This window comes from Novosphingobium sp. BL-A-41-Hi4A-0G (assembly GCF_055521735.1).
This window is the reverse complement of the sequence record NZ_CM145501.1, coordinates 2,899,562-2,926,431: the sequence shown is the minus strand read 5'-3', so window position 1 is coordinate 2,926,431 and position 26,870 is coordinate 2,899,562. Positions and strand designations below refer to the sequence as shown.

The following is a 26,870-nucleotide window of genomic DNA, read 5'->3' as shown; positions in this document are numbered from 1 at the left end:
ACGCAATCCAAGCCCTACCGCAACAACCCACCCAAAATCCCCCGCGCGAAGCGGCCCAGCGCTTCGCCGCCGATCGAGGTGGCGATCGAGCCCACCATCGCCGTGACACCCGAAGCCACCGGCGCCGCGCGCGATTTCTTGCCGGTGATGCTGGCCGCGATCACCGCGCCTGCGGATGAGGCAACTGCGCCCGCCGCAGCTTTCCCTGCGCGCTCCCACATCGTCGTGGTCCGGCGCGGCGATGCGCGCTGCGCTTCTTCGCCCTGCTCCTCCACCTGCTGCGCCGCCGCCGCTGCATCTGCAGCTTTCTGTGCCAGCACTTCGGCGGCGGATTCGCGGTTCACTGCCGTATCGTACTTGCCATCGAACGGGCTGACCGACTGGATCACCGCGCGTTCCTTTGGGCTGAGCGGCCCGAGGCGCGAGCGCGGCGGAGCGATCAGGGTGCGCTGCACGACCGAGGGCGAGCCATCCTCGTTCAGCGTCGAGACCAGCGCTTCGCCCACTTTCAGTTCGGTGATGACCGTCTCGACATCGAGATCCTTGTTGATGCGGAAGGTCTCGGCCGCCGCGCGGATCGCCTTCTGGTCACGCGGCGTGAAGGCGCGCAGCGCGTGCTGCACGCGGTTGCCCAGCTGGCCCGCGATCTTCTCCGGAATGTCGATCGGGTTCTGCGAGATGAAATAGACGCCCACGCCCTTGGATCGGATCAGGCGCACCACCTGCTCCACCTTGTCCATCAGCGCGTCGGGCGCGTCCTCGAACAGCAGGTGCGCTTCATCGAAGAAGAACACCAGGCACGGCTTTTCCGGATCGCCCACTTCAGGCAGCGCCTCAAACAGTTCGGAGAGCAGCCACAGCAGGAACGTGGCATAGAGCTTGGGGCTCTGCATCAGCTTGTCGGCGGCGAGCACGTTGACCATGCCGCGGCCCTGATCGTCCACCTTCAGAAAATCGTTCACCTCGAACGCCGGTTCGCCGAAGAAGCGGTCCGCGCCCTGGCTTTCGAACGCCAGCAATTGCCGCTGGATCGTGCCGACGCTGGCCTTGGAGACGTTGCCGTACTTGCCCGAAAGCCCGCTGGCATTCTCGGCGCAGGCCATCAGCACCGATTGCAGATCGGGCAGGTCGATCAGCAGCAGCGCGTTGTCATCGGCATAGCGGAACGCGATGTTGAGCACGCCTTCCTGCGTTTCATTGAGGCCCATCAGCCGTGACAGCAGCAGCGGGCCCATCTCCGAAATCGTGGTGCGGATCGGGTGGCCGCTCTCGCCATAAAGATCCCAGAACACCGCCGGATTGTCGGAATAGGCATAGTCCTCGATGCCCAGTTCCTTGGCGCGCGATTCCAGCGAAGCGGCGTGCTTGAAGGTCGGGCTGCCCGGCATGGCGATGCCCGCAAGGTCGCCTTTCACGTCGGCCATGAACACGGGTACGCCGCGCGCGGAGAACTGTTCGGCAATGCCCTGCAGCGTCACCGTCTTGCCGGTCCCGGTCGCACCCGCGATCAGCCCGTGGCGGTTGGCGCGGCCAAGGCGCAGCACCTGCCGTTCGCCGTTGGAACCAAGGCCAAGGTAGATATCGTCCATGCACAGCACCCCATCGATTTGGCCCAAGACTAGGACGGCCCACGCGGCCTTGCGAGGGGTTTTTGCATCCGGAGCGGGGAACGGCTAGAGCGCGCCGGAAAGCCATGACCCGCGCCCCCTTCATCCTGCTCGACGATGCCCGCGACCAAGGCGCCAGCGATGCGCGCCTCTATGAGGACGTGCTCGAACTCGTCGTCGCGCGCCGTGCAGACGAAGTGGAAGCGGCGCTTGCGCAGATCGCCGCGACGCCGGGCCACTGGGCAGGCTACCTTGCCTATGAAGCAGGCCTCGCCCTCGAACCCCGCCTTGCCAAGCTTGCGGCGGAACGCACCGGCGCAGCCGGACCGCTGGTGTGGTTTGCAAGGTTCGGCAAGGTCACCCGCATGGCCAGCGCCGAGGTCGAACGCTGGCTGGCGAATACCGCCACAGGCTCCGGCAGACTCGGCCCGATGGGCGCGGCGATCTCTTCCGGCGGCTATGCCCGCGCCTTCAACCTCGTACAGGAAGCCATCCGCGCGGGCGACATCTATCAGGCAAACCTCACTTTCCCGCTCGCCGGAACGTGGGACGGCGATCCGCTGGCAATTTATGCCGATGTCCGCCGCGATGCCCGCGCAGGGTACGGCGGCGTGATCTGGGACGGCGCGCATTGGCACCTCTCGTTCTCGCCCGAACTGTTCTTCAAGCTCTCTGGCGGGGAGGCACGGGTGCGCCCGATGAAGGGCACGGCCCCGCGCGGCGCCACGCCGGAAGAGGACGCGCGCTTCAAGGCGGACCTCTCCGCGAGCGTGAAAGACCGCGCCGAGAACCTGATGATCGTCGACCTCATGCGCAACGACCTCTCGCGCGTCTCGCGCCCCGGTTCGGTGCGCGTCGAGTCCCCGTTTGCCATCGAGACATACCCCACAGTTCACCAGATGGTCACGACAGTTAGGGCAGAGTTGGATTCAGGCCAGGACGTCCGCAGCCTGCTCCGCGCGATCTTCCCCTGCGGCTCGATCACCGGCGCGCCCAAGATCCGCGCGATGGAGATCATCCATCAGGCAGAGCGTGATGCGCGCGGGGCTTATTGCGGCTCGATAGGACGCATCGACCCCTCTGGCGATGCCGCGTTCAATGTGGCAATCCGCACCGTACGCCTGTCGCCCGATGGCCGCGCCGTGATGGGCGTGGGCTCGGCGGTGGTTGCCGATTCCGAGATGATCGGCGAATGGCGCGAATGCGTGGTGAAGGGGAATTTCTTGCGCTTGTCTGCCGGGCACGCCGATCTGATCGAGACGATGGCCTTCGATCCCGCCAAGGGCATCGAACTGCTCGAACTGCATCTTGAACGGATGAAGGCGAGCGCGCTGGCGCTGGGCTTCAGCTTTGATCGCCACGCCGTGCGCAATGCCATCCACGCGCTGTGCTTCGATCTGGAAGCGCCCGCAAAAGTGCGTCTCGTCGCCTCGAAGGGCGGCGCCCACGCGCTGGACGCCAGCGCCATGCCCGCACCGCTGGAAAGCCTGACCTGCGCCGTCCTTCCACTGCCGGTTTCGGACGGCGATTGGCGCCTGCGCCACAAGACCACCGACCGTGGCTTCTACGAAGCAGGCCTTGCCGCCGCGAAGCAGGCGGGCGCGGGCGAGGCGTTGTTCCTGCGCGATGATGGCTTGCTCACCGAAGGCACGTTCACCAACCTGTTCGTCGAGCGCGACGGCAAGCTGCTCACCCCGCGCGCCGATCTCGGCTTGCTGCCGGGCGTATTGCGCCGCTCGCTGCTCGAGGCGGGCCGCGCGGTCGAGGCGGACCTGACACTCGAAGATCTGGCGGGCGGCTTCCTCGTCGGCAATGCCCTGCGCGGCCTCATCCCCGCGCGCCTGCTCGGCTCCTGAACCCCATGACCCAGCTTTCGAAAGCCCTCGCGCGGATCGCGCCTTCGCGCACCACCGCCATCACCGACCGCGCCATCCAGCTTCGCGCCGAAGGGCGTGATGTGATTTCGCTCTCGGTGGGCGAACCCGACTTCGCCACCCCTGCGCACGTGGTGCAGGCCGCGAAGGACGCGCTCGACGCAGGCGATACCAAATACACCGCTGTCGTCGGCACGCAGCGTTTGCGCGAGGCCGCCGCGCTGCACTTCAAGCGCGATCTTGGCATCACGGTGCCGCCGTCTCAGGTGATCGTCAGCGCGGGCGGCAAGCAGGCGATCTTCCATGCCCTGCTCGCCACGCTGGACCCTGGTGACGAGGTGCTGATCCCGAGCCCATGGTGGGTCAGCTACCCTGAAATCGTGCGCTTTGCAGGCGCCGAAGTGGTGGACCTGCCAACCACGGCTGCAGGCGGCTTCCGCATCACGTCCGCCCAGCTTGAAGCAGCCATTACCCCCGCCACCCGCTGGCTCCTGCTCAACAGCCCCGGCAATCCGACTGGCGCGACCTACCCGGCTGATGAACTGCCCGCGTTGGGTGAAGTCCTGCGCCGCCACCCGCGCGTGCTGGTGATGAGCGATGACATCTACGCTCCGCTGCGTTTTGGCGAAGGCCTCCACGCCACGCTCGCAGTCGAATGCCCGGACTTGGCCGACCGAATCCTGACCGTTTCCGGTGTGTCCAAGAGCCACGCCATGACCGGCTTCCGCATCGGCGTCTCGGCAGGCCCGGCATGGCTGATCGGCGCGATGGGACGGCTGCAGTCGCACTCCTCGGGCAACCCCGCCTCGATCTCCCAGGCCGCCGCTGTCGCCGCCTTTGAAGGCCCGCAGGAATTCCTGCTCGACTGGCGCGAACGCTTCCGCGCGCGGCGTGACATGGTCTGCTCGGCGATCAACGCGATCCCCGGCCTCTCCACCCCGATCCCCGATGGCGCATTCTACTGCATGGTCGATGCCGCCCCGCTGATGGCGCGCTTCGGGGATGACGAGGCGCTGTGCCTGCACCTGCTGGAAAGCGGCGTGGCGGTTGTTCCGGCTTCCGCATTTGGCGGCAAGGACGGCTTCCGTATCAGCTTTGCCGCTGATGAATCCAAACTCGAAGAAGCGCTCCGGCGTATAGCAAAGGCCGTAGCGTGATCGATTTTTCCATCCTGTTCGAAGACGGCGAAGCCCTGGTCATCGACAAGCCTGCGGGCCTGCCGCTCGACCGTCCACGCGCAGGCGGCCCGTGCCTTGAGGACCACCTCGATGCCCTGCGCTTCGGTTTCCAGCGCGAACCGCATCCCGTCCACCGTCTCGATCAGGACACCTCGGGCTGCCTGCTGCTCGCCCGCAATCCCAAGGCGCTCAAGCGTTTTGCCGCCGCGTTCGAGGCGCGCGAGGTGGAGAAAGTCTATCTCGGCATCGTCGCCGGTGAAGTTCAGGGCGAGAGCGGCACTATCGACCTTGCGCTTTCGAAGATCAGCTCGGCCGAAAAGGGCTGGCGGATGATCCCGGCGAAGAAGGGCAAGCCTTCGGTCACCCACTGGAAAGTCCTGTCGCGCAAGCCCGGCATGACGCTGGTGGAATTCCGCCCCGAGACCGGCCGCACCCACCAGATCCGCATTCATGCGCTGGCCGGGTTGGGCCATGCCCTCGTCGGCGATCCGGTCTATGGTGACGGCAAGGTCGCCTGGCGCACGATGCTCCACGCTTCGGAACTGAAGGTCATGCGCGAAGGCAAGGAGCCGATTGACGCCTACTCGCCGATGCCGCTCGATTTCGCTGCCTTTGCTTTCGAACTGCCAGTGGCTGAACAGACAGACGGCGATCAGCCTGCCGCCGAACGACCTGACACTGGGGCCTGAAATGTCGCCCGATGCTCTCGTCGCCCATGCGCTGACGCTGGTCGAAGAAAGCTTCATCGCATCGGCGGGGCCGGGCGGTCAGAACGTCAACAAGGTGGCCACGGCAGTCCAGCTGCGGCTCGACGTCTTCATGCTGCGCCTGCCGCCGGAGATCTTCCACCGCCTCAAGACCCTTGCGGGCAGCAAGATGACCGCCAAGGGCGAAATCGTCCTGACCGCGCGCAGCTACCGCACGCAGGAACAGAACCGCGAAGACGCAAGGAAGCGCCTGTCCGAACTGCTGCGCGAGGCCTGCAACCTGCCGCAAAAGCGCGCCAAGACCCGCCTCAACCGCGTCGGCAAGACCGAGCGGCTGGCAGGCAAGAAGATCAGAGGCGCGGTAAAGGCAGGGCGCGGCAAGGTGCGGCTGGATTAGTCCCCGCCGACCCGCTCGATTTCCGCGCCGAGCAATGACAGCTTCTCTTCGAGACGCTCATAGCCGCGGTCGAGGTGGTACAGGCGGTGCACCTGCGTCTCGCCCTCGGCAGCAAGGCCGGCGATCACCAGGCTCATCGAGGCGCGAAGGTCGGTCGCCATCACTTCGGCGCCGGTCAGCTTTTCAACGCCATGGACCACGGCGGTGCGGCCCTTGGTCTCGATCCGCGCGCCCATGCGGTTGAGTTCGGGCACGTGCATGTAGCGGTTCTCGAAGATCGTCTCGGTCAGCACCGACGATCCCTTGGCAAGGCACAGCATCGCCATCAGCTGCGCCTGCATGTCGGTGGCAAAGCCGGGGTAGGGCGCGGTCGAAAGCGTCACGGGCTTGAGCGGCCCTTCAGCCGCCACGAAGATGCCACCCTTGCGCGGTTCCACGTGCACGCCTGCATCGCGCAGCGCCTGCACCGTCGCTTCCATCTCCTCGATGCGCGCACCCTGCAGCATGACCTCGCCCCCGGTGATCGCCGCGGCACAGGCATAGGAGCCCGCCTCGATACGGTCAGGCATGACCATGTAGGTCGCGCCGTGCAGGCGGTCGACGCCATGGATCGTCAGATCCGACGTGCCGATACCTTCGATCTGCGCGCCCATGGCGACGAGCAGGTTGCAAAGATCGACGATCTCCGGCTCGCGCGCAGCGTTGTGCAGGGTGGACTTGCCCTTGCACAGCACAGCGGTCATCAGCGCATTCTCGGTCGCGCCCACGGACACGACGGGGAAGGAATAGCGCCCGCCGGGAAGGCCGCCGTCAGGCGCAATCGCGCGCACGTAACCGGCTGCCAGTTCGATCTGCGCACCGAGTGCTTCCAGCGCCTTCAGGTGCAGATCGATCGGACGATTGCCGATGGCGCAGCCGCCGGGGAGCGAAACCGTGGCCTCGCCCGCACGCGCCAGCATCGGGCCGAGCACGAGGATCGAGGCGCGCATCTTGCGCACGAGATCGTATGGCGCGACCGACGAGGTCAGGCGCGTGGCCTGCAGCGTCATCACGCGGCCGAAGTCTTCCGGCCGTGCGCCCGCGATCGAGGTCGAGACGCCGAACTGGTTCATCAGGTGCTGGAAACCGTCGATGTCAGCCAGGCGCGGCAGGTTGCGCAGTGTCACCGGCTCGTCGGTCAGCAGCGCGCATGGCAGCAGGGTGAGTGCCGAATTCTTTGCACCGGAGACCGGTACCGTTCCCGAAAGGCGCTTGCCGCCGCGGATAATGATCTTGTCCATCGCTGCCGTTTAACCGGTTTGCGGGCCTGTGCAAGCTTGGGGCATACGTTAACGTTGTGCCACGTGCTTGACATTCAACCTAAGTAATTGTGCAGTGCATCATGAGGGTGCAACAAATCACGGATACCGCAGGCAAATGAGTTTGAACGTGGCACAAAAGCCGATCCGCAAGGCCGTTTTCCCGGTTGCAGGGCTTGGCACCCGCTTTCTTCCCGCCACCAAGGCCATCCCCAAGGAAATGTTGCCGATCATCGACCGCCCGCTGATCCAGTATGCGGTCGACGAAGCGCGCGAGGCCGGCATCGAGCAGCTCATCTTCGTGACCGGTCGCGGGAAGACGGCGATCGTCGAGCATTTCGACACCGCCTACGAACTCGAACGGACGATGGAAGATCGCGGCAAGCACCTCGAAGTGCTTGACGCCACGCGCATTCTCCCGGGCAACCTCGTTACCGTGCGCCAGCAGGTGCCGATGGGTCTTGGCCATGCGATCTGGTGCGCGCGGGCCGTGGTCGGCGATGAGCCCTTCGCCATCTTTCTGCCCGACGAGATGATGGTCGGCTCTCCCGGCTGCATGAAGCAGATGGTCGATGCCTACAACGAAGTCGGCGGCAACCTCATCTCAGTGCTCGAAGTGCCGGAAGAGGAAGTGTCGAGCTACGGCGTGATCGCACCGGGCGCGCGTGTATCCGATACGCTGACCGAAGTTACCGGACTGGTCGAGAAGCCCAGGCGCGAGGATGCCCCGTCGAACCTGATCATCTCCGGCCGCTACATTCTTCAGCCTGAAGTGATGCGCACGCTGGAAAGTCAGGAAAAGGGTGCAGGTGGCGAGATCCAGCTGACCGATGCGATGGCGCGGATGATCGGCCTGCAGCCGTTCCACGCGGTGACCTTCGCCGGACGCCGCTTCGACTGCGGGAGCAAGACCGGCTTTGTCGAGGCGACGCTGTCTCTGGCACTCGAACGCCCGGACATGGCGGAAGAAGTCCGCGCGATCATGAAGCGGCTGCTTGAATCCTGACAGTCAGGGTGCGCGCAGGTAGGCGAGGCACATCCGGCCAAGTTCGCGCTTGAGCACTTCCCAGTCGTAGTCGTGCGCCGCCTCGCCCGAGGAGCCGAGGCTCAGCTGCCGCGCCATCGTGGCGAAGACGACCTTGTACGCCGAATTGGCCTTGGTCTCGTGATCGCTCCCGCCAAAGTCGGCGCGGTATTGCAGCATCGCCTGCATGCCGCGCTCGGTGGCGCGCAGGGCGTGGTCCTTGCCGGGCTTTGATACCAGCGGATCGAATGAGGCGCGCTCCATTGCGAGGCGCAGCAATGGCGCGTTGACGCGCAGCACTTCGGCATAGCCTGCCACATAGCGCGGCATGAACTCGTCAAGCGTGGGCGATTGCGAAAGCACTTCCTGCACCATCGCCTCTTCGGTCTGGGCAAGGTCTTCCAGCGCGCGTGCAATCACGGCACGGACGAGGTTCTCCTTGCTTTGGAAGCGCAGGTAGATCGAGCCGATCGAGACGTTGCCGCGCTGGTTCACGTCCTGCAGCGTGAAATCCTCGCTGCCGCGTTCCAGCATCAGTTCGCGCGCAGCGACAAGCATCCGCTCGAGCGAGGCCTTGCTGCGGCCCTGCTGGGGCTTGCGGCTGACGGTTTCCACCGCGAGTCCGGGTTCTTCCACCTGCGTTTCGCCGCCTCGAGCCATTATCTGCCGTCAATCCTTGAAACATCAATACTAGAATGCATGGGTCTTACTTTGCACGAATTGCGGTAGAACGCGATGGCTAAATGATCCACTCTCTTGACCCGGCCAGATTACAAAATAGAATGAAGTTTCTAATGATGTCCGGGCAGGTTGGCCCGATGACACGTCAGGGAGAGATGGATGCGACGCTTGAGGATGGGAATGATCGGCGGAGGCCCCGGAGCGTTCATCGGCCCCGTGCATCGTTTCGCTGCAGAGCTTGATCGCGAAATCGAACTGGTCGCCGGCGTCTTCTCAAGCGACGCCGCCCGCAGCGCAGCGGCAGGCGAAAGTTACCGCATCGATCCGGCCCGCGCCTATCCCTCGCTCGACGCGATGTTCGCTGCCGAGCAGAGCCGTGCCGACGGCATCGACTTCGTCTCGATCGTCACGCCAAACCACAACCACCTGCCGTCGGCGCGCGCCGCCCTCGCCGCCGGTCTGCCGGTAATCACCGACAAGCCGCTCACGGCAACGTTGGCCGAGGCGCACGAACTGGCAGGCCTCGTCGCCGCAGCAGGCAAGCCGTTTGGCGTGACTTACACGTATTCCGGCTATCCCCTGGTGCGCGAGGCGCGTGCCCGGATCGCGGCTGGCGAGATCGGCACAGTGCGCAAGGTCGTCGTCGAGTACCCACAAGGCTGGCTCGCAGGCGAAGCGGTCGGCAAGCAGGCCGAATGGCGCGTGGACCCTGCGAAGGCAGGATTGGGCGGATGCATCGGCGATATTGGCGTCCATGCCTTCCAGCTTGCCGAATTCGTCACCGGCCTGCGCGTGACCGAACTGCTTGCCGATCTGGGCGCAGTTGTTCCCGGCCGCCTGCTCGACGATGACTGCTCGATCCTGCTGCGCTTCGAAAACGGGGCGCGCGGCGTACTTCTCGCCAGCCAGATCGAAGTGGGCGAACTCAATGGCCTGCGCATCCGCGCCTATGGCGACAAGGGCGGCGTCACCTGGAAGCAGGAAGAGCCAAACACCCTCACCATCAACCGGCTCGATGGCACCTGCACGCTGGTCCGCTCGGGCACCGGCGTGCTCGGCAGCGACGCCACCTCGCGCACGCGCACGCCGGGCGGCCATCCCGAAGGCTATCTTGAAGCCTTTGCCAATCTCTATCGCGATTTCGCCATGCTGGTGCGCGGCGATGCCGCACCGCTGCTCCCCGGCATTGCCGAGGGCGTGCGCGGCATGACCTTCATCGACACCGCCGTTTCCGCCAGCCGCGACAACGCGGGCTGGGTCAAGCTTTGAGGAGCATTGCGCAATGAAGACCATCAAGGGCCCGGGCATCTTCCTTGCCCAGTTCGCTGGCGACAATGCCCCGTTCAACAGCCTCGAGACGATCGCCGACTGGGTGGCAGGCCTCGGCTACAAGGGCATCCAGATCCCCAGCTGGGACGGACGCCTGTTCGATCTCGAAAAGGCCGCCACCAGCCAGACCTATTGCGACGAGCTCAAGGGCCTGCTCGCCGACAAGGGGCTGGAGATCACCGAACTCTCGACCCACCTGCAAGGCCAGCTCGTGGCCGTGCATCCGGCCTTCGATGCGCAGTTTGATGGCTTTGCCCCCGAGTCGGTCCACGGCAATCCCGCCGCCCGGCAGGCATGGGCGGTGCAGCAGCTGAAGTACGCCGCCAAGGCCAGCAGCAACTTCGGCCTCACGGCGCACGCATCGTTCTCCGGTGCCTTCGCCTGGCCCTACTTCTACCCTTGGCCCGCGCGTCCGGCAGGCCTCGTGGAAGATGCCTTCGACGAACTCGCCCGCCGCTGGAAGCCGATTCTCGACGTGTTCGACGAGAATGGCGTCGATGTCGCCTACGAGATCCATCCCGGCGAGGACCTCCACGACGGCGTGACCTTCGAGATGTTCCTGGAGCGCGTCGGCAATCACCCGCGCGCCAACATCCTCTACGATCCCAGCCACTTCGTGCTGCAGCAGCTCGACTATCTCACTTTCATCGACATCTATCACGAGCGCATCAAGTGCTTCCATGTGAAGGATGCCGAGTTCCGCCCCAATGGTCGCTCGGGTGTTTACGGCGGCTACCAGTCGTGGGTCGATCGCCCCGGCCGGTTCCGCTCGCTCGGCGATGGGCAGGTCGATTTCCCCGGTATCTTCAGCAAGATGGCGGCAAACGACTATGCCGGTTGGGCCGTGCTCGAATGGGAATGCGCCCTCAAGCATCCTGAAGTCGGTGCGGCCGAAGGCGCCCCGTTCATCGACCGTCACATCATCAGGGTGACCGAGCACGCGTTTGACGACTTCGCGGCCGGCGGTGCTGACCGGGCGCTCAATGCAAGGCTGATGGGCATCGGCTGAAGCTTCCCTTCCGGCAAGACTAACGGGCGCTAGTGGCACTGCCATTGGCGCCCTTGTTTGTTGGCCCAAAGTTCAATCAACAAAATTGATCAAAAACCATGAAAGCAATTTGCTTTCTGTATCTGCTGGGTGGCGCTAGCATTTCCGGATCATGACGGAATGCTTCGGGGAATCCAAAGCCTCTGGCTATGGCACTGGAAATAGTTGTGATTTTACTTGATGCACGGGATGCATCAAGAACGCACGCAATCGTTGCAACCTGGACACGGGCGGTCGCCAAGTGAGCCCGGCCCGCAATCAATAGAATTTAGGTTCTAGTTTTTAAAATTCTAATCTGGTAGAGAACCTGCACGCCCAACGTGGCGCCACCTGGGGAGGAAACGAAGACCATGCCCAAGACACTTTACACCCGCACCCTGTTGGCTAGCGCCTGCGCGCTGGCCTTTGCTTTGCCCGCGCACGCGCAGGAAAGGGCTGCGGAAGAAGCCGATCCCAACGTCATCATCGTGACCGCGCAGAATCGCGCGCAGAACGTCAATGACGTTCCGATTGCCATCAACGTCGTCTCTGCGGAGCAGCTGCAGCAGGCCGGCTTCTCGAACATGAACGACATCGGCAAGATCGCACCTGCCGTCCAGCTCAACCAGGATCAGGGCACGATCAAGATCACCGTCCGCGGCGTCGGCACCAATTCGAACGATGAAGCGCAGGACACTTCGGTTGTCGTGAACATCGACGGCGAGTACATGAACCGCCCGCAAGCGCTCAGCATCGCGCTGTTCGATCTTGACCGCGTAGAAGTGCTGCGCGGCCCGCAAGGTACGCTCTACGGCCGCAACTCGACCGGCGGTGCGATCAACTTCATTACCCGCAAGCCGGGCAAGGAATTCGCGGCCAATGCTTCGGCGAGCTACGGCAATTACAACGCCGTTCGTCTCGACGGCGGCGTGACTGTGCCGCTGGGCGACATAGGTGGAATCCGCGTTGCAGGTTTCTATGACGAGCACGACGGCTATGTGAAGCACCCCGCGCGGGGTGCGTTCAACTTGCGCGGTTTCAACTTCCCGGCCTTTGCCGGTGGCCGGTCTGACGACAACAAGTCCTACGGTGGTCGCGCTTCGATCCAGCTCGAGCCCACTGACGGGCTGACCGTTTACTTCGCTGGCGAGTACGCGAAGCGTGAATTCACCCCGCAGGCCTTCGCTGCTGCGGATCTCAACGCCCCCGGCAACGGCCCGACGGGCAACAACTGCAGCAGCGCTCCCGGCTTCTCGCAGGTCGCTCCGGCATACGCCGCACTTGGCCAGGTTCTGTGCGTCCCGAACCAGACGAACTTCCTCTCCACTTTCAATCGTGGCGAGTATGCCGCACCGGCCTTCGGTCTGGGCAAGCTGTCGCAGGACACTTACGCACTGCGCGGCCGTCTGGCCTATGAGGTCAGTGATGCGCTGACGATCAGCTACATTGGCGGCTATCGCAAGTTCGAGGGCACGCCAGGTCAGGTGATCACGCTGCCCGTCAACTACCGCTCGTTCGGCTGGAATCAGCAGACGAGCACGCAGAGCCACGAGCTTCGTTTCAATGGCGTTGCCGGCGGAATCACGTATCAGGTCGGCGGCTTCTACTTCAAGGAAACCGTGAACTCGGAAAGCAGCTTCGCGACGACCTTCGGTCCCAACGTCGTCACGCTTTCTTACTTCGGCCGCGATATCACGAGCGAAAGCAAGTCTGCGTTCGGTCAGGTCGAAGTGCCGCTTGGCGAAACGCTGACCGCTGTCGGTGGCCTTCGCTATACCGAAAACTCGCGTGACGCACTCTACCGTAACGCGGGCCCGTTCGGTGCTGGCCCGCCCGACCCGTTGCTGTTCGGTGCCCAGCCTGCTCGCAGGAACTTCGCAGACCTCCGCTTCAAGACCGTCTTCCCGCTGTCGATCAACGAAGACAAGGTGACCTGGCTCGTAGGGCTGAATTACAAGCCCAACAGCGACACCCTGATCTTCGCGAAGGCATCAACGGGCTTCAAGGGCGGTGGCTTTGACTCGGTTGGCGATTACAAGCCTGAATCCAACACGGCCTATGAACTGGGCTGGAAGCAGAGCTTCGGTGATCGCGGCCAGCACCAGTTCAACCTCGGTGGCTTCTACTACGACTACAAGGACCTTCAGGTCTCGGTCCTTCTCGACACTGCGGTTGGCGGCCAGACCTTCAACGCCGGCAAGGCCAGAATTTGGGGTCTTGAGGCTTCGGCCGACTTCGCATTGAGCGATAACGACCGGTTCCATGCTTCGGTGAACTACCTCAACGCCGAGTACAAGGAGCTGCTTGCCCAGTTCAACGTGTTCGACACCACCGGTGCTCTCAATGGCATCGGCGATCTCGATCCCGTAACGCCCGGCGTGCAGCAGCCGAACTTTGCAGGCAATCGTCCGCCGTTCTCGCCTGAATGGGTGATTACTGCAGGTTACGATCACACGTTCGACTTCGGCGAATCGGGTACGCTGCGGGCAAGCGCCAACACCACTTTCAAGAGCTCGTACTTCACCGATTTCTACAACTATCGCGACGGCCAGCAGAAGGCATTCACTCAGACCGATCTGAGCCTTGAATATAAGCCCGAGAATGGCCGCTTCTCGATCACGGCCTTTGCCAAGAACATCGAGAATGAACGTCCTCTGACTTACGGCAGCTTCATCTCTGCCGGACCGTTCGACGACGTGTTCAACTGGCAGTTCGGCGCGCCGCGCACCTACGGCGTCCGCCTTGCAGTAGACTTCTAAGTCCACGCAGGGTCGCAAAAGAGAAAGGGGAGCGGCTTGCCGCTCCCCTTTTTTGTTGCCTGCCATCGCTGTGGGCTCAGCCCCACGAAGGGTCCTTGCCCGGCCGCCACTTGATGCTGCACCCTGCGCTCGGGTGTTGCGGCTGCGGTGCGGGCTCTCCTGCCAGAAGCGCATCCACCGCGCGGCGCATGTCCTCGCCGGTAACCGGAAGGTCGGTGCGCAAGGGCGGGAGGCCGGGCACGGGCGGGCGGTTGATCTTCGGCCGGCTCGCGTCGAACTGGCCTGCGTAATAGAGCAGGCGGCTCTGGTCGTAGAGGAAGAAGTCGGGCGTGCAGATCGCGTTATACGCCAGCGCCACGTCCTGTGACTCGTCATGCAGATAAGGGAACGGAAAGGCCTTCTCCGTGGCCAGTTTCTGCATGTGCGGATAGTCGTCTTCGGGAAAATCGTCGGGCCAGTTCGACGAGATCGCCACTACTTGCAGCCCCTTCGCCTCGTACTCGCGCGCAAAGTCGATGAAGCCGTCGAGGACGTGCAGCACGAACGGGCAATGGTTGCAGATGAACGCCACCAGCAGCGCGGGTTTGTCGGCAAAGTCCTCGAGCCGACGGATCGTTCCTGTCACATCCGGCAGCGCGAATGCGGGCGCGGGCTTTCCATAGTCCAGTTGACGCGACAGTCTCAGCATCCTCGGCCTCCATTATTAGAATGTATATTCTTTTACAGGAAGCTGCGGCGCAAATCCATCGCTACTGTGCGGACCTCACAGGCGCACACCACAGGACCAAACTGCAAAGATCAGCTTTGCACCTTTGCAAATTTACCGTGGACAGGCCTGCCAAACCAAGCCATCGCGGCGGCTGATAGGTGCGGCATGCATCTGGCAATGACTATCGCAGGAGCAAAGCGACATGAAAGCCCTGGTCTGCGTGAAGCGGGTGATTGACTACAACGTGAAGCCGCGAGTGAAGGCGGACGGCACGGGTGTTGATCTTGCGAACGTGAAGATGAGCATGAACCCGTTCGACGAGATCGCGGTCGAGGAAGCCATTCGCCTGAAGGAAAAGGGCGTGGTGACCGAGATCGTGGCGGTGTCGGTGGGCGTTGCCAAGAGCCAAGAAACGTTGCGCACGGCGCTGGCCATGGGCGCGGACCGGGCGGTGCTGGTGCAGGTTGACGACGGCACCGAGGTCGAGCCGCTGGCCGTCGCCAAGATCATCAAGGGGATTGCCGATGAAGAGCAGCCCGCCCTGATCATCACCGGCAAGCAGGCGATCGACGATGACAGCAATCAGGTCGGCCAGATGGTCGCCGCGCTGCTCGGCCGTCCGCAGGGCACGTTCGCCAACGAAGTTGCGGTCGAGGGCGACGCGGTCGTCGTCAAGCGCGAGATCGACGGCGGTCTGCAGACCGTTCGCCTCGCTCTGCCCGCGGTCGTCACCACCGACCTGCGCCTGAACGAGCCGCGCTATGCAAGCTTGCCCAACATCATGAAGGCCAAGTCCAAGCCGCTGGCGAACAAGACCCCCGCCGACTACGGCGTGGACATCGCCCCGCGCCTCAAGACGCTCAAGGTCTCCGAACCGCCGGTGCGCTCGGCCGGCATCAAGGTGCCCGATGTCGACACGCTGGTCGCCAAGCTCAAGGAAATGGGAGTAGCCTGACATGGCCAATGTTCTCGTTCTCGTCGAACACGACAATGCCTCGGTCAAGGACGCCACCCTTGCCGCGGTGACCGCCGCATCGCAGTTGGGCGAAGTGACCGCGCTGGTCGCAGGGGCCAACTGCGACGGTGCCGCAAGTGCCGCCGCGCAGATCGCAGGCGTCGCCAAGGTGCTCAAGGCCGATGACGCCGCGCTTGCCAACGCACTGGCGGAAAACGTCGCCCCGCTCGTCGCGGGCCTGATGGCGAACTTCGACGCCTTCGTCGCGCCCGCCACGACCACCGGCAAGAACGTCGCCCCGCGCGTTGCCGCGCTGCTCGACGTGATGCAGATCTCGGACATCCTCTCGGTGGAGGGCCCCAGGACCTTCACCCGTCCGATCTACGCCGGCAACGCCATCGCCACGGTCGAATCGAGCGATGCCAAGCTGGTCATCACCGTGCGCGGCACCGCCTTTGCGAAGGCGGCCCCCACCGGCGGCTCTGCCAGCGTCGAAGCCGTCGCAGCCACCGCCGACAGCGGCCTCAGCACTTTCGTCAGCGCCGAGATCGCCAAGAGCGAGCGCCCGGAACTGACCAGCGCCAAGATCATCGTCTCGGGCGGCCGCGCGCTGAAGGACGCTGCAACCTTCGAGCAGGTCATCACCCCGCTGGCCGACAAGCTGAACGCCGGCATCGGCGCATCACGCGCCGCGGTCGACGCAGGCTACGTGCCCAACGACTACCAGGTCGGCCAGACCGGCAAGATCGTGGCGCCCGAAGTCTACATCGCGGTCGGCATCTCGGGCGCGATCCAGCACCTCGCTGGCATGAAGGACTCCAAGACCATCATCGCCATCAACAAGGACGAGGACGCCCCGATCTTCCAGGTCGCAGACATCGGCCTCGTCGGCGACCTGTTCACGCTGGTCCCGGAACTCACCGGGAAGCTGTAATCCGCACAATGCCATGTTGGAGTGTTTCCCCGGGGAAACACTCCATATGGGTTAATCAAGTTCCAGCGTCAGGCACTGGCTGAAGTCGTCCAGCACGTAGTCGGCGAAGGCTTCGCAGTTGACGAAGCCGTGCTTGCGATAGAGGCCTAGCGCGGGTTCGAAGGCAGGGCCCTGTCCGGTTTCGAGGCTGACCCTGCGATATCCCCGTTGTCGCGCGACGCCGATCAGGTGAAGCAGCAGGGCTTCGCCGATTTTCTTTCCCAACCAATCACTTGCGACGCGCATGGACTTCAACTCGCCATGCGTCGCGTCAAGTTCGCGGATCGCGCCCATCCCTGCCAGCGCCTCGCCAACCCATGCCGAGTAGAAAGTCACGCCGGGCTCGCGCAGCTTCTCCACGGGCAGTGCGTGAACCTTGCAGGCGGGAGAATTGGCATGCATTCCAGCAAGATGGATCGCGACGAGGCCGCGGATCGCCTCGCCGGAAAGATCGTCCTCGATGATCGTGATTTCGGCCATGCCCTGCCTCCATAGGGAACGTTTGACTCCTGAGCACGAACGGGCGCAGTCTCGCAAGGCTTGAGACGAGCTGAGAAAGGGTCGCCCCGCCCAGGCATACGCGCTCCCGCCGATCATCGGCGCGAGCGGTACAGGGGAGAATGTCATGAAAAAGCTGATGATCCTGCCGGCGCTCGCGCTCGGCTTTGCGACGCCACTTGCCGCACAGGAATATCCTGTCGTGCCGGGAGATTATGTCACCGTTTCAATGATCTCGGTCGATGACGGGCATGATCTCGAATATGCCAATCACCTCGCCGGAATGTGGCGGAAAGGCCAGGACTTCGCCGTGAAGCAGGGCTGGATCACCGGCTACGAGATCCAGAGCAACGAGAACAAGCGCCCGGGCGAGCCGGACTTCTTCCTGATCACCCGATTCGCCAAGTTCGCCGATCCGGCGCAGGAAGAGGCGCGCGAAAAGGCCTACAACGCCTATATGGCGACAACCGCCGCCCAGATGCAGGCCAGTTCGGGCGAGCGGGCCAAATACCGCAAGGTCATGGGGTCCATGCTGCTGCGGTCATGGAAATGGCGTAACTGAAAAGGTGCGAGAGCCTCCGGCCTCGTGCCGGGGGCTACGCTCACGCGTGCTTGTCGGCCTTGCGCTTGCCGAAGCGCATGCCGGTTTCGAGGCGGGCGCGCAGTTGGGCGTAGTAGGCTTCGAGGAACGCGCGCTCGTCGCCCGCGCCCGCGTCCCAGCCGATCTTGGCGCAGATCGTGCGGGCGACATCGCGCAACGCGTCTTCCCGGTTCTCGCGCAGCACGCGTTCGAGGACCTGCAGTTCGAACTCGCCATAGACGGCAAGATCGGCATCGCCGAAGCGGTACTGCGCGCCGGTTTCTGCCGAGATACCTTTCGCACCGTCGCCCACGGAAAGCGCCTGTTCGAGCTTGCGCTTGGGCGCTTCGACTACCCAGGTTCCGGCGATCAGATCGCCGCAGCGCAGGCGGTCGCGGTTGAAGAAGGGGAACAGCGCGAAGAGCAGGAACCAGACGAGTCCCGCCCACGCCGCCAACTCGGCATCGCCGCCCTCGACGCTGGCGACGATAATGAAGATCAGCGGCATGAACAGTTCGATGTCGCGCATCAGATTGCGGGCGATCACCGCTTCGGTGGTGAGCCTGCCGCCATCCTTGCCGCGCGCCCGTGCGGCGATGCGGATGCCGGTGATGCGCTTGCCCGGCGTAGCGCCACGCGGGCCCAGCTCGAAGAACAGGAACCAGGCGTTGCGGAAGAGGAACAGCATGATGATCCACAGCACCGACAATGCCTGCACCGCGCGGCCTGCGGGCGAGTTGCTGTCGTTGAGATTGATGCCCGCTCCTTGCGCAATGCGCGACAGGATCAGCGTTGCGCCGATCATCGCGCCGACGATCATCGCAAGGTCAAGGAACAGCGCCCCGGCGCGGGCCCCGCGCGAGGCGAGGGTGAACGGGATGGGCACGCCTTCAGGGGTTATGACGATGCGCCGGCGGCGCTCTTCATGCGCCTTGGCCCTGTTGGCAGGGCTGACGTTGTCCTTGCGCCGCCAAGGTGGCTTCCAGGCCATCAGCGTGGCCCCCGACGGAACGCGAAGAAGTATCCGGTCCACAGGACCAGCATGAACCCGCCCACCGTCAGCCGCGAGGGCGTGGAATCGACGAGCTGGCGGGCAAAGCCTTCGAGCACCGCCGCGACGACCAGCATCAGCACGACCCCGGTCATCACTTGCGCCGCGCGCCGCCCCGCGGTCGCTGCCGCGTCAACTACCGAGGCATTGCCAGGGAAGGCCATCGCGCGGCCGATGTGAATGCCCGCCGCGCCCGCGAGCAGGATCGCGAAAAGCTCGGTCGTGCCGTGGATCGCCAGCCAGCCGACGAAATCGAGCAGCAGGCCCTGTCCGTGATAGAGCCACAGCATCGCGCCCAGCAGTGCGGTGTTGTGGATCAGCAGCAGCATTGTCGGCAGGCCGAAGGCGAAGCCCAGCGCGAAGCACAGGATCGAGACTTGCGCGTTGTTGCTGAACAGTTCGGCAGCGAACACGCTCATGCCGTCCTGGTCCTGATTGCCGAACAGCGTGCCGTGCAGCACCTCGCGACTTGCCCCGGGTACGCGCACATCGCCGCCGGGGACGAGCGAATAGTACCATTCGGGGTTCGAGGCGACGAGCAACCATCCGACCACCGTGCCCGCGACCATCAGGGCGAGCGCGATCAGGATGTCGCTGCCAAGGCCGCGCACGCTCGCGCTCCAGCCGCCGCCGAGAAAGCCGCGCAGCCACGACCACAGCGAGGCACGCGGGCCATAGACGAGGAACCACGCGCGCTGGGTCAGCGCTTCGAGATAGGCGACCAGAGCGGCATCGAGCGAGGTTTCGCGCGCGATGGCAAGGCTCGACGCGGCGGTGCGGTAGAGCGCGGGAAGCGCAAGCAGGTCCTCGTCCGAAACGCGGCGGGTGCGGCCTGCTTCCATGGCCTTGACGGTGGATTCGAGGCGCTTCCAATCACCCTCGCGTTCAAGCCGGAAGCGGTCGGAGCGCAGGGCAGCCTGTTCTGCGGCCACGGCCTGCTCGGACGGCTTGGTGAACCAGCCACCGATGCGTTGAGCAATGCCAGTGGTTACAGCGTTCATCCGATCCTCCCCTCGCGCTTGATCGCAAGGTAGGCGTCGAGCAGCCGGGTGCCGATCTGATCATGCCGCGCCTCGAGCACGCGCACGCCGAGATGGCGCAGGCGTTGGAGCACAAGGGCGCGCTGTCGGGTGAGGCCTGTGGCGGTGACGGCTTCGGCGACGGACTGCACGTCTGTGACCGGTGCGGTGGCGATGGCGGCAAGTTCGGCATCGGTCATCACCACGAAGAGGACGAGGTGCTTTTCGACCAGCCTGCCGACGTTCTCGACCATGAGTTCGGCGCTGGTCGGATCGGTGAAATCCGAGAACAGCACGATCAGCGAGCGGCGCTGCAGGCGGGCGGCGAGGGTGGACAGGGCGAGGGTGAAGTTGGGTTCGCCGGGGTGGTAGTCCAGCCCGGCGGCGGCGCGCTGGAGGCGCGCGACATCGCGGCTGTCGGTGACGAAGGGCGTGGCGACTTCGGGCCTTGCGGCAAAGCCGAACAGGGCGACGCGATCCTGTGCCTTCAATGCGACATAGGCGGTGGTGAGCGCGGCGGTGACCGCGCGGTCGATCCGTGGCAGGCCCTCGATCGGCTCGCACATAGACTGGCCGCAATCGAACGCGAAGACGATCTGGTTGTTGCGCTCGACCTCGTATTCCTTGGCGAAGAGGCGGGCGTGGCGGGCGGAGCTTTTCCAGTCGATCCGGCGGCGGTCCATGCCGGGTTCGTATTCGGCGAGCGCTTCGAAATCGGTGCCTTCACCCCGGATGCGGCGGGCGATCAGGCCGAACTGGGCATCGCGCAGGAAGATCTGCAGCGCGGGGCTGCGCACCGGAGCGATGTTCGGCCAGACCCGCACTTCGGAATCGAGCGCGCGGGTCACCTGGCGATGGGCGAGGCCGAGCGGGCCGTTCCAGCGCAGCCAGACGCGCGAAAGCGCGCCGGTGCCGCGACGGGTCGGGGTGATGTCGGCGGTGCCGCTCCATGCGCCTTCGTTGAAAGCCAAGGGCAACGCGATGCGTCCGCCGGGGGCGAGGCGCGGATCGCATTCAAGCGCGGCTTCGGGTCTTGCGCGTGAAGAGGTGCGGGAAAGGTCGGCAAGAACGGTGATCTGCGATGGTTCGCCGACTTCGGTATCGGCCGGATTGATCACGCGCAGGTCCGCCAGCGATCCGGCGAACAACCCGTCGAGCACGACCAGCACCAGCAATGCGCCGCCGATCGCCGGGGCTGCGATCCACGCGCCGGGCGCGGCGGCGGCTAGGACCAGTGCAAGCGGCGCGAGGCCTGCGATGATCAGCACCGCGCGGCCAGAGGGCAGGAGGGCGGCGGGCCTGCTCAACGGGGCGCTTCCGTGCCTTCGACCAGAGCGGCGACGATGGCTTCGACCTGCTTGCCCTCAATCTCGGCCGCTGGGCTGAGCATCAGGCGGTGGCGCAGGACGGCGGTGGCGAGGGCCTTGACGTCGTCGGGGATCACGTAGTTGCGCCCGTCGAGCGCGGCGCGGGCGCGGGCGGACCCTGCCAGCAGCACGGCGGCGCGCGGGCTGGCACCGACGACGAGATCGCCGCTTTCCCGCGTCGCGCGGATCAGGCGGACGACATAGTCGACCACGGATTCGGCCATGGTCACCGAGGCGACGGCGACTTGCGCTGCCTCGAGCTGGACCTCGTCGGCCACGGCCACGATACCAAGCTCGGCGGGCTTTGGCGCGCCGCGTCCTTCGCCATAGCGGGTGACGATGCGGGTTTCCTCCTCTGCCGAGGGGTAGGACACCAGCAGCTTGAACAGGAAGCGGTCAAGCTGGGCTTCGGGCAGGGGATAGACGCCCTGGCTTTCGATCGGGTTCTGCGTGGCGACGACCATGAACCGGTCGGACAGGGCGTGCGCTTCGCCGTCCAGTGTCACGCGGCGTTCCTGCATGGCTTCGAGCAGGGCGGCCTGCGTCTTGGGCGGGGTGCGGTTGATCTCGTCGGCCAGCAGCAGTTCGTGGAAGATCGGCCCGCGCGTCAGGGTGAACTGGCTGGTCTGGAAGTTGAACAGGTTGGAGCCGAGAATGTCGCCAGGCATGAGGTCGGGCGTGAACTGGATGCGCCCGAAATCGAGGCCCAAGGCAGCTGCGAAGCTTTGCGCGAGGAAGGTCTTGGCGGTTCCGGGCGGGCCTTCGAGCAGGACGTGGCCACCGGCAAAGAGCGCGACGAGGAGATGGTCGAGCACCTCATCCTGTCCGACCACGGCCTTGCCCACTTCGGCGCGGATCGCGCCTGCCAGCGTGCCGAGATCGGCCAAAGTCATGTGCGGTGTCTCAGCGGTCACTTCAGGTGCCTTTCTATTTGTTGCAGGACCAGTGCCCGCCTGGTCAGTTCGTGCGGCTTGCGGGCATCGCGCAAATGCCGTGCAGCGGTGGAGAAGGCGGGGCCTTCGATGCCCCGGCGCTGCAGCGTCTGGTCGATCAGGTGTTCGATCTCTTGCGGCGAAAGCCCGCGCGGCAGGCCGAGCGCCAGCGCGATGCGATCGCGCGTTGCATCGGCATAGGGCGCGGCGGCGAGATGGATGCGACCGGCGCGGCGGATCAGGCCTGCGGCATTGGCGACCAGTGCGGCCTTGCCCATCGCGATTTCCTGCGCGTGCGCCAGCGCCGGGCCGAAGCGGTTGAACGCGCGCCATGCGACCGCAAGGGCCCCCAGCAGCAGGCAGATCGTGGCAGCGAGGAACGGTGGTTCGAACGCGAGGGTGAGCAGGTTGCGGCTCGCGCCGAAGCCGTTGAAAGTCATGTCGAAGACTATCGACATGCTGTCGTCGTCGGCAGCGGCCTTCACCAGATCGCGCGCGAGAAGAGCCGTCGCATTGTCGGCAAGGCCCCAGTTGTCGAGCAGGTCTGGTTCGAAGACGAGGACGACCGGGTAGATCTCTTCGTCCTCGCCGCCGTAGTCCGGGTCCACGCCTGCCAGCTGGTTGAGTGCGGGGTAGTAGCCGTCGTCATCGAGCCATGCGGCAAGGATGCGGCCATCGCCTGCGGTGACGATCGGGACAAGTCCCTTGCCCGAGCCGGATTCGACCTGCCGGTCATCGGGCAGGGGGCCGCGTCGTTCGCCAAGCTTCCAGCCGCCAGCGGCAGGGCCATCCTCCTTGCCGATGGCGACGGCGACATTGTCGGCAAAGCCCCGCCATTCGGGGCCTTGCGTGGATATCAGCTGCACCCAGCCGCGCTTGGCCTTGTTCGAGCTCGCTCCCATCGCGAACCATTTGGGCGCGACGACGATGGTCGGGCCAAGATAGCGATGGGCCTCGACGACCTTGGCGATCTCCTTGCCGTCCGCATCGGCAGGCGGCGTCAGGATCAGCAATCCCGGCGCGGTTTCGAGCGTGCGGCGATTGCGCTGGCGCTGGACGTCAAGCCCTTCGGCTTCGAGCATGCGGGCGAGCCCGGCATAGCCGTTGAGCCCCTGCCCGCCGACATGCGCGCCGCCGTTGTTGCCGCTGCCGCCGGTGCCGTTGCCGAGAAACCAGAGCAGCGCGACGAAGGCGAGGGCGCCTGTCAGCAGCATGCCGATGATCGTGCCGCGCAAGAAGGGAGCCGGGGCCGCGCTCATGCGGCGGCACCTGCCGTCCCGGTCGGCAGCTGTTGCAGGGCAAAGCGTGAATAGGCCTCGCGCGCGGTGGACCAGTCTTCGGCGCCCAAGGGGCTGAGCGCATAGCGGGCGCGTTCGACCAGCGCGGAAATCGTGCCGAACGCGCTGCGGGCTTCGGTTGGCAGGGCGCGAATCATGCCGATCTCGCGCGCGGTGCTCGACGGGCTGAGCCAGTCTGGCCGGACGCGAGCGATCTGGCCGATGCTGCGCTGGAGCAGGAGGTGCGCGGCTTCGCCGAAGAGGCCTTGCGCGGCGAGCCGGTCAGCGTCTTCGAGAAGGGCCAGCGCTTCCTCGCGCTGTGGCGTCCATTCCGGCTCTGCGATTCGCGGCTTGCTTTTGCGATCGCGCCAGAGCGGCCAGAGCAGGGCCCATACGATCCAGATGCCTCCGATGATGGCACTGACGAGCATGACCATCTCGATCACGCTCCATCCGCTGCCGAGAAGGCGTCCAAGCGGCGAAAACAGCCATTCGAGAAAGCGACCAAACGCCTTCAGCCATTCCGGGGTGACAGGGGGTGGATCGGGCGGGACGGGGGCGAACTGGATGTCAGCCGAATCGCGCACCGTTCGCCATGCGGCCTCTGCCGCTGCCGCGTCGCTCTTTGCCGATACTGCCGCCCCGGGTGCCGTCACCTGGCGAACGTTGCACGGCGCTGGCCCACGGGCAAGCGCAACTGTATCCGATCAGCCGCCGCGGATGCGTTCCATCGGGTAGGTGCCGAGCATGCGCAGGTCCTTGGCAAAAAAGCCCAGTTCCTCGAAAGCGAGATCGACCGCGCGCTCTCCGGGGGCCCCGACGATGTCGGCATAGAACTCGGTCGCAGAGAAGCTCGCGCCACGCTGGTAGCTTTCGAGCTTGGTCATGTTTACGCCGTTCGTCGCAAATCCGCCCAGCGCCTTGTAGAGCGCGGCAGGGATGTTGCGCACTTCGAAAACGAAGGTGGTCATTGCAGGACCAGTGATCGTTGCCGGATCGCGCGGGGTCTTCGACAGGATGACGAATCGGGTGGTGTTGTCGTGCGCGTCCTCGACGTTGTCCTCGATGACCTTGAGGCCATAGAGTTCGGCGGCGATGCGCGGGGCGAGCGCGGCCACGGTCGGGTCGCCAAGTTCTGCGACATAGGCTGCAGCGCCGGCAGTGTCTGCATAGCTCATCGGCACGATGCCCCGGTCACGCAGGTAGAAGCGCGACTGGCCGAGCGCCTGCGGGTGGCTGTAGGCGGCGGTGAAGGGACCGTCGCCCAGCGCCATCAGGCTGGCGTGGATCTCGAGGAAATGTTCGCCGACGATCGACAGCCCGCTTTCGGGCAGGAGAAAGTGGATGTCCGCCACGCGCCCGTGCTGCGAGTTTTCGATCGGGATGATCGCCTGTCCTGCACGGCCTTCCTTGACCGCATCGAGCGCGTCCTCGAACGAGAAACAGGGCAGCGGCAGGCAGTCTGGCAGGGCCTCGAGCGCTGCGCGATGCGAGTTTGCGCCGGGTGCGCCCTGGAACGAAACCGCGCGCGCCGGATCTGCGGCTGCGGCGGCGGCCATCTGCTCGACAAGGGCGAGGGCGGGGGCGGGATAGCTTTGCATGACGCGCGGGCGTTAAGCCGCTCTGTCCTTTCGGGCAAGCGAGTTCGAATTTGCGAGTCAAACCATCTTGCGCTGCGGCATGGCGCTGACTAGAGGGTCCCCCAACTCGCGCGGGTGTCGGCAAGGTGTCGGCGTGCGCCAATGGGGCTCGTAAATGGACGATCGTTTCAATACCATCGCCGGGTGGACCTTGTTCGGGGGCATCGTGGCTCTGGGGCTTTCCAGCCTTTCGGCGCACTACTTCCTTGCCGATAAGGAACACCGTCCGGAAACGATGGGCTACGCGATCGAGGGCGTCGTCGAGGAAGGTGCCGAAGGTGGCGCCGCTGCCGAACTTCCGCTGGCGAATCTGCTCGCGGCCGGTGACGTCGCCAAGGGCGAGGCTGTCTTTGCCAAGTGCAAGGCCTGCCACACTGCCGAACAGGGCGGAGCCAACGGCATTGGTCCGAACCTTTACGGTATCGTCGGCAAGCCGGTTGGCAAGCATGCGGCAGGTTTTGCCTACTCGGCCGATCTGGCTGGACACGGCGGAAACTGGGACTTTGCCACGCTTAATGAGTGGCTGAAGAACCCCAAGGCCTTCGCCGCGGGTACCAAGATGTCGTTCGCTGGCCTGCCCAAGGGCGAAGACCGCGCCAACGTCATTCTCTATCTCAACTCGCTCGGCTCGAACCTGCCGCTGCCCGCGCCCGAAGCCGTCCCGGCTGCCGGTGCCGCGCCTGCTGCTGGCGCGACTGTGGCGCTCGTCGGCGATGCCGCCAAGGGCGAGGCGATCTTTGCGAAGTGCAAGGCTTGCCACACCATCGATCAGGGCGGCGCCAACGGCATCGGCCCGAACCTGTTCGGTGTCTATGGCGAAGCCGTTGCCGGTGACCGTGGCGGTTATGCCTTCTCCGACGCGCTCAAGGGCAAGGGCGGAAACTGGGACGATGCGACGCTTGACGCATGGCTCGCAGGCCCGGCCAAGTTCGCGCAGGGTACCAAGATGACCTTCGCGGGCATCTCGGACGCCCAGCAGCGTGCCGATGTGATCGCCTACCTGAAGTCGAAGAAGTAAGCTTCTCGATCTCGGCTTGAATCTGAAAGGGCGTCCGGAGCGATCCGGGCGCCTTGTTCGTGTCTTTGGTGCCGGTTGCGGGAGTGTCCCGTCGGGCGCAGGATTCGGACTTTGGGAGATCGCCGATGCTCCGCTCTGTTGCCGCAATCCTGTTGCTCATGCTTTCTGTCGCGCCTGTCAGTGCTGCAGAACCTCCCGCTGCCATTCAGGGGGCGTGGATCGTCGATCTCTCGGCAAAGTCCGACGAGCCCTACCTCAAGCCGATGGTGCTCGAGCTGCAGGTGGACGGGACGGTCAAAGGCAGCTTCTATGAAAGCGAGATTCTGGCCGGGCGGTGGAAGACCGATCGTGGGCGGACGTGCGTGAGCTTCCGCACGACGGACGGGCTCGGCCCCTATCACACCGCAGCGTGTCTTGTCGGCGACTGGGTGGAAGGCCAGACCTGGGCCGAGCAGCGCAACTTCCTGTTCAACTGGAACGCTACGCGAGGTGCTTCAGCGCGTTGATTCCTGCTTGAGGTCATAGGCGCGTTGCGCAGCCGAAACCTCGATCATGCAGGTCTCGGCCCATTCGATCATACTCGAAAGCGCGCCGACGAGGCCGCGTCCCAAGGGTGTGATCGCATATGTCACTGTCACCGGCACGGTGGGCTCGACGCTTCGGCTGACGAGGCCATCGCGCTCCAGCGAGCGCAGGGTCTGGCTCAGCATCTTCTGGCTCACGCCTTCGATTCGGCGCTTGAGCGCATTGAAGCGCAAGTCCTCGCGCGAAAGCAGCAGCAGGATCAGCGCGCTCCATTTGTCGGCAACTCGGTCCAGCAGCTGCCGGGTCGGGCAATTGGCGGCATAGACATCGCCGCGTGGCCTGGCGCGACCAGTCCCCTCGCCGGGAGCAGTCACTTCGCGGTGACCTGGTATGGAAATCGTGCCTTCTTGCATGGGTCGTGACGATAGCGCACCTGGTATCCATT

26 protein-coding genes are annotated in these 26,870 nt (G+C 64.8%); 13 read left to right on the top strand and 13 right to left on the bottom strand.

What is annotated here, in order from left to right; genetic code table 11:
* Positions 1-14: 14 nt before the first annotated feature.
* Positions 15-1,589: a helicase HerA-like domain-containing protein gene (locus tag ACZ1JX_RS14150; RefSeq protein ID WP_465124157.1), complete on the bottom strand. Its 1,575-nt coding sequence runs from the start codon at positions 1,587-1,589 to the stop codon at positions 15-17.
* A 104-nt stretch (positions 1,590-1,693) separates the two neighbouring features.
* Between ACZ1JX_RS14150 and pabB the strand changes: the two genes are divergently transcribed.
* Genes pabB through arfB form a run of 4 tightly spaced genes read left to right on the top strand, consistent with a single transcriptional unit; the run spans position 1,694 to position 5,763 of the window.
* Complete coding sequence (pabB, locus tag ACZ1JX_RS14145) at positions 1,694-3,463, top strand: aminodeoxychorismate synthase component I (RefSeq protein ID WP_465124156.1); 1,770 nt, start codon at positions 1,694-1,696, stop codon at positions 3,461-3,463.
* A 5-nt stretch (positions 3,464-3,468) separates the two neighbouring features.
* Positions 3,469-4,638 (top strand): pyridoxal phosphate-dependent aminotransferase, encoded by a 1,170-nt coding sequence (locus ACZ1JX_RS14140; protein WP_465124155.1) that lies wholly within the window; start codon positions 3,469-3,471, stop codon positions 4,636-4,638.
* A complete protein-coding gene (locus ACZ1JX_RS14135; RefSeq protein ID WP_465126423.1) occupies positions 4,638-5,348 on the top strand; it encodes an RluA family pseudouridine synthase in 711 nt (236 codons plus the stop codon). Before ACZ1JX_RS14140 ends, ACZ1JX_RS14135 begins: the two co-directional genes overlap by 1 nt.
* A 1-nt stretch (position 5,349) precedes the next feature.
* A complete protein-coding gene (gene arfB, locus ACZ1JX_RS14130; protein ID WP_465124154.1) occupies positions 5,350-5,763 on the top strand; it encodes an alternative ribosome rescue aminoacyl-tRNA hydrolase ArfB in 414 nt (137 codons plus the stop codon).
* On the opposite strand, the gene murA is transcribed toward arfB, so the two are convergent.
* On the bottom strand, positions 5,760-7,043 hold the full coding sequence (gene murA, locus ACZ1JX_RS14125) for a UDP-N-acetylglucosamine 1-carboxyvinyltransferase (RefSeq protein ID WP_465124153.1): 1,284 nt from the start codon (positions 7,041-7,043) through the stop codon (positions 5,760-5,762). The genes arfB and murA overlap by 4 nt on opposite strands.
* Before the next feature lie 136 nt (positions 7,044-7,179).
* Between murA and galU the strand changes: the two genes are divergently transcribed.
* Positions 7,180-8,067 carry a UTP--glucose-1-phosphate uridylyltransferase GalU gene (gene galU, locus ACZ1JX_RS14120; protein ID WP_465124152.1) on the top strand — a complete coding sequence of 296 codons (888 nt, stop codon included), beginning with the start codon at positions 7,180-7,182 and terminating at the stop codon, positions 8,065-8,067.
* 3 nt (positions 8,068-8,070) lie between these two features.
* On the opposite strand, the gene ACZ1JX_RS14115 is transcribed toward galU, so the two are convergent.
* Positions 8,071-8,721, bottom strand: coding sequence for a TetR/AcrR family transcriptional regulator (locus ACZ1JX_RS14115; RefSeq protein WP_465124151.1), 651 nt, complete (start codon positions 8,719-8,721; stop codon positions 8,071-8,073).
* Between the two features lie 204 nt (positions 8,722-8,925).
* Between ACZ1JX_RS14115 and ACZ1JX_RS14110 the strand changes: the two genes are divergently transcribed.
* The 3 genes from ACZ1JX_RS14110 to ACZ1JX_RS14100 all read left to right on the top strand — a co-directional run bounded on the left by ACZ1JX_RS14110 (position 8,926) and on the right by ACZ1JX_RS14100 (position 13,881).
* Positions 8,926-10,035 carry a Gfo/Idh/MocA family protein gene (locus ACZ1JX_RS14110; protein WP_465124150.1) on the top strand — a complete coding sequence of 370 codons (1,110 nt, stop codon included), beginning with the start codon at positions 8,926-8,928 and terminating at the stop codon, positions 10,033-10,035.
* A gap of 13 nt (positions 10,036-10,048) precedes the next feature.
* Positions 10,049-11,104 carry a sugar phosphate isomerase/epimerase family protein gene (locus ACZ1JX_RS14105; protein WP_465124149.1) on the top strand — a complete coding sequence of 352 codons (1,056 nt, stop codon included), beginning with the start codon at positions 10,049-10,051 and terminating at the stop codon, positions 11,102-11,104.
* A 389-nt stretch (positions 11,105-11,493) separates the two neighbouring features.
* On the top strand, positions 11,494-13,881 hold the full coding sequence (locus ACZ1JX_RS14100) for a TonB-dependent receptor (RefSeq protein ID WP_465124148.1): 2,388 nt from the start codon (positions 11,494-11,496) through the stop codon (positions 13,879-13,881).
* 76 nt (positions 13,882-13,957) lie between these two features.
* Here the strand turns inward: ACZ1JX_RS14100 and ACZ1JX_RS14095 are convergent, their stop codons facing one another.
* Positions 13,958-14,569 (bottom strand): thioredoxin family protein, encoded by a 612-nt coding sequence (locus tag ACZ1JX_RS14095; RefSeq protein ID WP_465124147.1) that lies wholly within the window; start codon positions 14,567-14,569, stop codon positions 13,958-13,960.
* A 223-nt stretch (positions 14,570-14,792) separates the two neighbouring features.
* Between ACZ1JX_RS14095 and ACZ1JX_RS14090 the strand changes: the two genes are divergently transcribed.
* Both ACZ1JX_RS14090 and ACZ1JX_RS14085 read left to right on the top strand, forming a co-directional pair.
* A complete protein-coding gene (locus ACZ1JX_RS14090; RefSeq protein ID WP_465124146.1) occupies positions 14,793-15,545 on the top strand; it encodes an electron transfer flavoprotein subunit beta/FixA family protein in 753 nt (250 codons plus the stop codon).
* Between the two features lies 1 nt (position 15,546).
* The gene (locus ACZ1JX_RS14085; protein WP_465124145.1) at positions 15,547-16,479 is read left to right on the top strand and encodes an electron transfer flavoprotein subunit alpha/FixB family protein; all 933 of its coding nucleotides are present in this window, start codon (positions 15,547-15,549) and stop codon (positions 16,477-16,479) included.
* 51 nt (positions 16,480-16,530) lie between these two features.
* Here the strand turns inward: ACZ1JX_RS14085 and ACZ1JX_RS14080 are convergent, their stop codons facing one another.
* A complete protein-coding gene (locus ACZ1JX_RS14080) occupies positions 16,531-16,998 on the bottom strand; it encodes a GNAT family N-acetyltransferase (protein WP_465124144.1) in 468 nt (155 codons plus the stop codon).
* Between the two features lie 145 nt (positions 16,999-17,143).
* Between ACZ1JX_RS14080 and ACZ1JX_RS14075 the strand changes: the two genes are divergently transcribed.
* Complete coding sequence (locus ACZ1JX_RS14075; protein ID WP_465124143.1) at positions 17,144-17,578, top strand: hypothetical protein; 435 nt, start codon at positions 17,144-17,146, stop codon at positions 17,576-17,578.
* Between the two features lie 40 nt (positions 17,579-17,618).
* Here ACZ1JX_RS14075 and ACZ1JX_RS14070 read toward each other — a convergent pair whose 3' ends face one another.
* The 7 genes from ACZ1JX_RS14070 to ACZ1JX_RS14040 are packed head-to-tail and all read right to left on the bottom strand — an operon-like array spanning position 17,619 to position 24,843.
* A complete protein-coding gene (locus ACZ1JX_RS14070; RefSeq protein ID WP_465124142.1) occupies positions 17,619-18,587 on the bottom strand; it encodes an RDD family protein in 969 nt (322 codons plus the stop codon).
* The gene (locus ACZ1JX_RS14065) at positions 18,587-19,648 is read right to left on the bottom strand and encodes a stage II sporulation protein M (protein ID WP_465124141.1); all 1,062 of its coding nucleotides are present in this window, start codon (positions 19,646-19,648) and stop codon (positions 18,587-18,589) included. Before ACZ1JX_RS14065 ends, ACZ1JX_RS14070 begins: the two co-directional genes overlap by 1 nt.
* Positions 19,645-20,973 (bottom strand): DUF58 domain-containing protein, encoded by a 1,329-nt coding sequence (locus tag ACZ1JX_RS14060; protein ID WP_465124140.1) that lies wholly within the window; start codon positions 20,971-20,973, stop codon positions 19,645-19,647. Before ACZ1JX_RS14060 ends, ACZ1JX_RS14065 begins: the two co-directional genes overlap by 4 nt.
* Positions 20,970-21,926 (bottom strand): AAA family ATPase, encoded by a 957-nt coding sequence (locus tag ACZ1JX_RS14055; protein ID WP_465126422.1) that lies wholly within the window; start codon positions 21,924-21,926, stop codon positions 20,970-20,972. Before ACZ1JX_RS14055 ends, ACZ1JX_RS14060 begins: the two co-directional genes overlap by 4 nt.
* A 17-nt stretch (positions 21,927-21,943) precedes the next feature.
* Positions 21,944-23,224: a DUF4350 domain-containing protein gene (locus ACZ1JX_RS14050; protein ID WP_465124139.1), complete on the bottom strand. Its 1,281-nt coding sequence runs from the start codon at positions 23,222-23,224 to the stop codon at positions 21,944-21,946.
* Positions 23,221-23,898 carry a hypothetical protein gene (locus ACZ1JX_RS14045; protein ID WP_465124138.1) on the bottom strand — a complete coding sequence of 226 codons (678 nt, stop codon included), beginning with the start codon at positions 23,896-23,898 and terminating at the stop codon, positions 23,221-23,223. Before ACZ1JX_RS14045 ends, ACZ1JX_RS14050 begins: the two co-directional genes overlap by 4 nt.
* A 51-nt stretch (positions 23,899-23,949) precedes the next feature.
* Positions 23,950-24,843, bottom strand: coding sequence for a prephenate dehydratase (locus ACZ1JX_RS14040; protein ID WP_465124137.1), 894 nt, complete (start codon positions 24,841-24,843; stop codon positions 23,950-23,952).
* A 154-nt stretch (positions 24,844-24,997) separates the two neighbouring features.
* On the opposite strand from ACZ1JX_RS14040, the gene ACZ1JX_RS14035 reads away from it, so the two are divergent.
* Positions 24,998-25,900: a c-type cytochrome gene (locus tag ACZ1JX_RS14035; RefSeq protein ID WP_465124136.1), complete on the top strand. Its 903-nt coding sequence runs from the start codon at positions 24,998-25,000 to the stop codon at positions 25,898-25,900.
* A 125-nt stretch (positions 25,901-26,025) separates the two neighbouring features.
* Positions 26,026-26,406, top strand: a complete 381-nt coding sequence (locus ACZ1JX_RS14030) for a hypothetical protein (protein ID WP_465124135.1) — start codon at positions 26,026-26,028, stop codon at positions 26,404-26,406.
* Here ACZ1JX_RS14030 and ACZ1JX_RS14025 read toward each other — a convergent pair.
* Positions 26,395-26,799 carry a winged helix-turn-helix transcriptional regulator gene (locus ACZ1JX_RS14025; protein WP_465124134.1) on the bottom strand — a complete coding sequence of 135 codons (405 nt, stop codon included), beginning with the start codon at positions 26,797-26,799 and terminating at the stop codon, positions 26,395-26,397. The two genes, ACZ1JX_RS14030 and ACZ1JX_RS14025, sit on opposite strands and share 12 nt — an antisense overlap.
* Between the last annotated feature and the right edge of the window lie 71 nt (positions 26,800-26,870).

What these genes read in the sequence shown, in the direction of transcription:
- ACZ1JX_RS14110 (WP_465124150.1), top strand. Translation starts at nt 8,926, where the DNA reads ATGCGACGCTTGAGGATGGGAATGATCGGCGGAGGCCCCGGAGCGTTC.
- murA (WP_465124153.1), bottom strand. Translation starts at nt 7,043, where the DNA reads ATGGACAAGATCATTATCCGCGGCGGCAAGCGCCTTTCGGGAACGGTA.
- ACZ1JX_RS14140 (WP_465124155.1), top strand. Translation starts at nt 3,469, where the DNA reads ATGACCCAGCTTTCGAAAGCCCTCGCGCGGATCGCGCCTTCGCGCACC.
- ACZ1JX_RS14080 (WP_465124144.1), bottom strand. Translation starts at nt 16,998, where the DNA reads ATGGCCGAAATCACGATCATCGAGGACGATCTTTCCGGCGAGGCGATC.
- pabB (WP_465124156.1), top strand. Translation starts at nt 1,694, where the DNA reads ATGACCCGCGCCCCCTTCATCCTGCTCGACGATGCCCGCGACCAAGGC.
- ACZ1JX_RS14035 (WP_465124136.1), top strand. Translation starts at nt 24,998, where the DNA reads ATGGACGATCGTTTCAATACCATCGCCGGGTGGACCTTGTTCGGGGGC.
- ACZ1JX_RS14070 (WP_465124142.1), bottom strand. Translation starts at nt 18,587, where the DNA reads ATGGCCTGGAAGCCACCTTGGCGGCGCAAGGACAACGTCAGCCCTGCC.
- ACZ1JX_RS14150 (WP_465124157.1), bottom strand. Translation starts at nt 1,589, where the DNA reads ATGGACGATATCTACCTTGGCCTTGGTTCCAACGGCGAACGGCAGGTG.
- arfB (WP_465124154.1), top strand. Translation starts at nt 5,350, where the DNA reads ATGTCGCCCGATGCTCTCGTCGCCCATGCGCTGACGCTGGTCGAAGAA.
- ACZ1JX_RS14105 (WP_465124149.1), top strand. Translation starts at nt 10,049, where the DNA reads ATGAAGACCATCAAGGGCCCGGGCATCTTCCTTGCCCAGTTCGCTGGC.
- ACZ1JX_RS14075 (WP_465124143.1), top strand. Translation starts at nt 17,144, where the DNA reads ATGAAAAAGCTGATGATCCTGCCGGCGCTCGCGCTCGGCTTTGCGACG.
- ACZ1JX_RS14085 (WP_465124145.1), top strand. Translation starts at nt 15,547, where the DNA reads ATGGCCAATGTTCTCGTTCTCGTCGAACACGACAATGCCTCGGTCAAG.
- ACZ1JX_RS14055 (WP_465126422.1), bottom strand. Translation starts at nt 21,926, where the DNA reads ATGACTTTGGCCGATCTCGGCACGCTGGCAGGCGCGATCCGCGCCGAA.
- ACZ1JX_RS14090 (WP_465124146.1), top strand. Translation starts at nt 14,793, where the DNA reads ATGAAAGCCCTGGTCTGCGTGAAGCGGGTGATTGACTACAACGTGAAG.
- ACZ1JX_RS14030 (WP_465124135.1), top strand. Translation starts at nt 26,026, where the DNA reads ATGCTCCGCTCTGTTGCCGCAATCCTGTTGCTCATGCTTTCTGTCGCG.
- ACZ1JX_RS14050 (WP_465124139.1), bottom strand. Translation starts at nt 23,224, where the DNA reads ATGAGCGCGGCCCCGGCTCCCTTCTTGCGCGGCACGATCATCGGCATG.
- ACZ1JX_RS14095 (WP_465124147.1), bottom strand. Translation starts at nt 14,569, where the DNA reads ATGCTGAGACTGTCGCGTCAACTGGACTATGGAAAGCCCGCGCCCGCA.
- ACZ1JX_RS14040 (WP_465124137.1), bottom strand. Translation starts at nt 24,843, where the DNA reads ATGCAAAGCTATCCCGCCCCCGCCCTCGCCCTTGTCGAGCAGATGGCC.
- ACZ1JX_RS14100 (WP_465124148.1), top strand. Translation starts at nt 11,494, where the DNA reads ATGCCCAAGACACTTTACACCCGCACCCTGTTGGCTAGCGCCTGCGCG.
- ACZ1JX_RS14065 (WP_465124141.1), bottom strand. Translation starts at nt 19,648, where the DNA reads ATGAACGCTGTAACCACTGGCATTGCTCAACGCATCGGTGGCTGGTTC.
- galU (WP_465124152.1), top strand. Translation starts at nt 7,180, where the DNA reads ATGAGTTTGAACGTGGCACAAAAGCCGATCCGCAAGGCCGTTTTCCCG.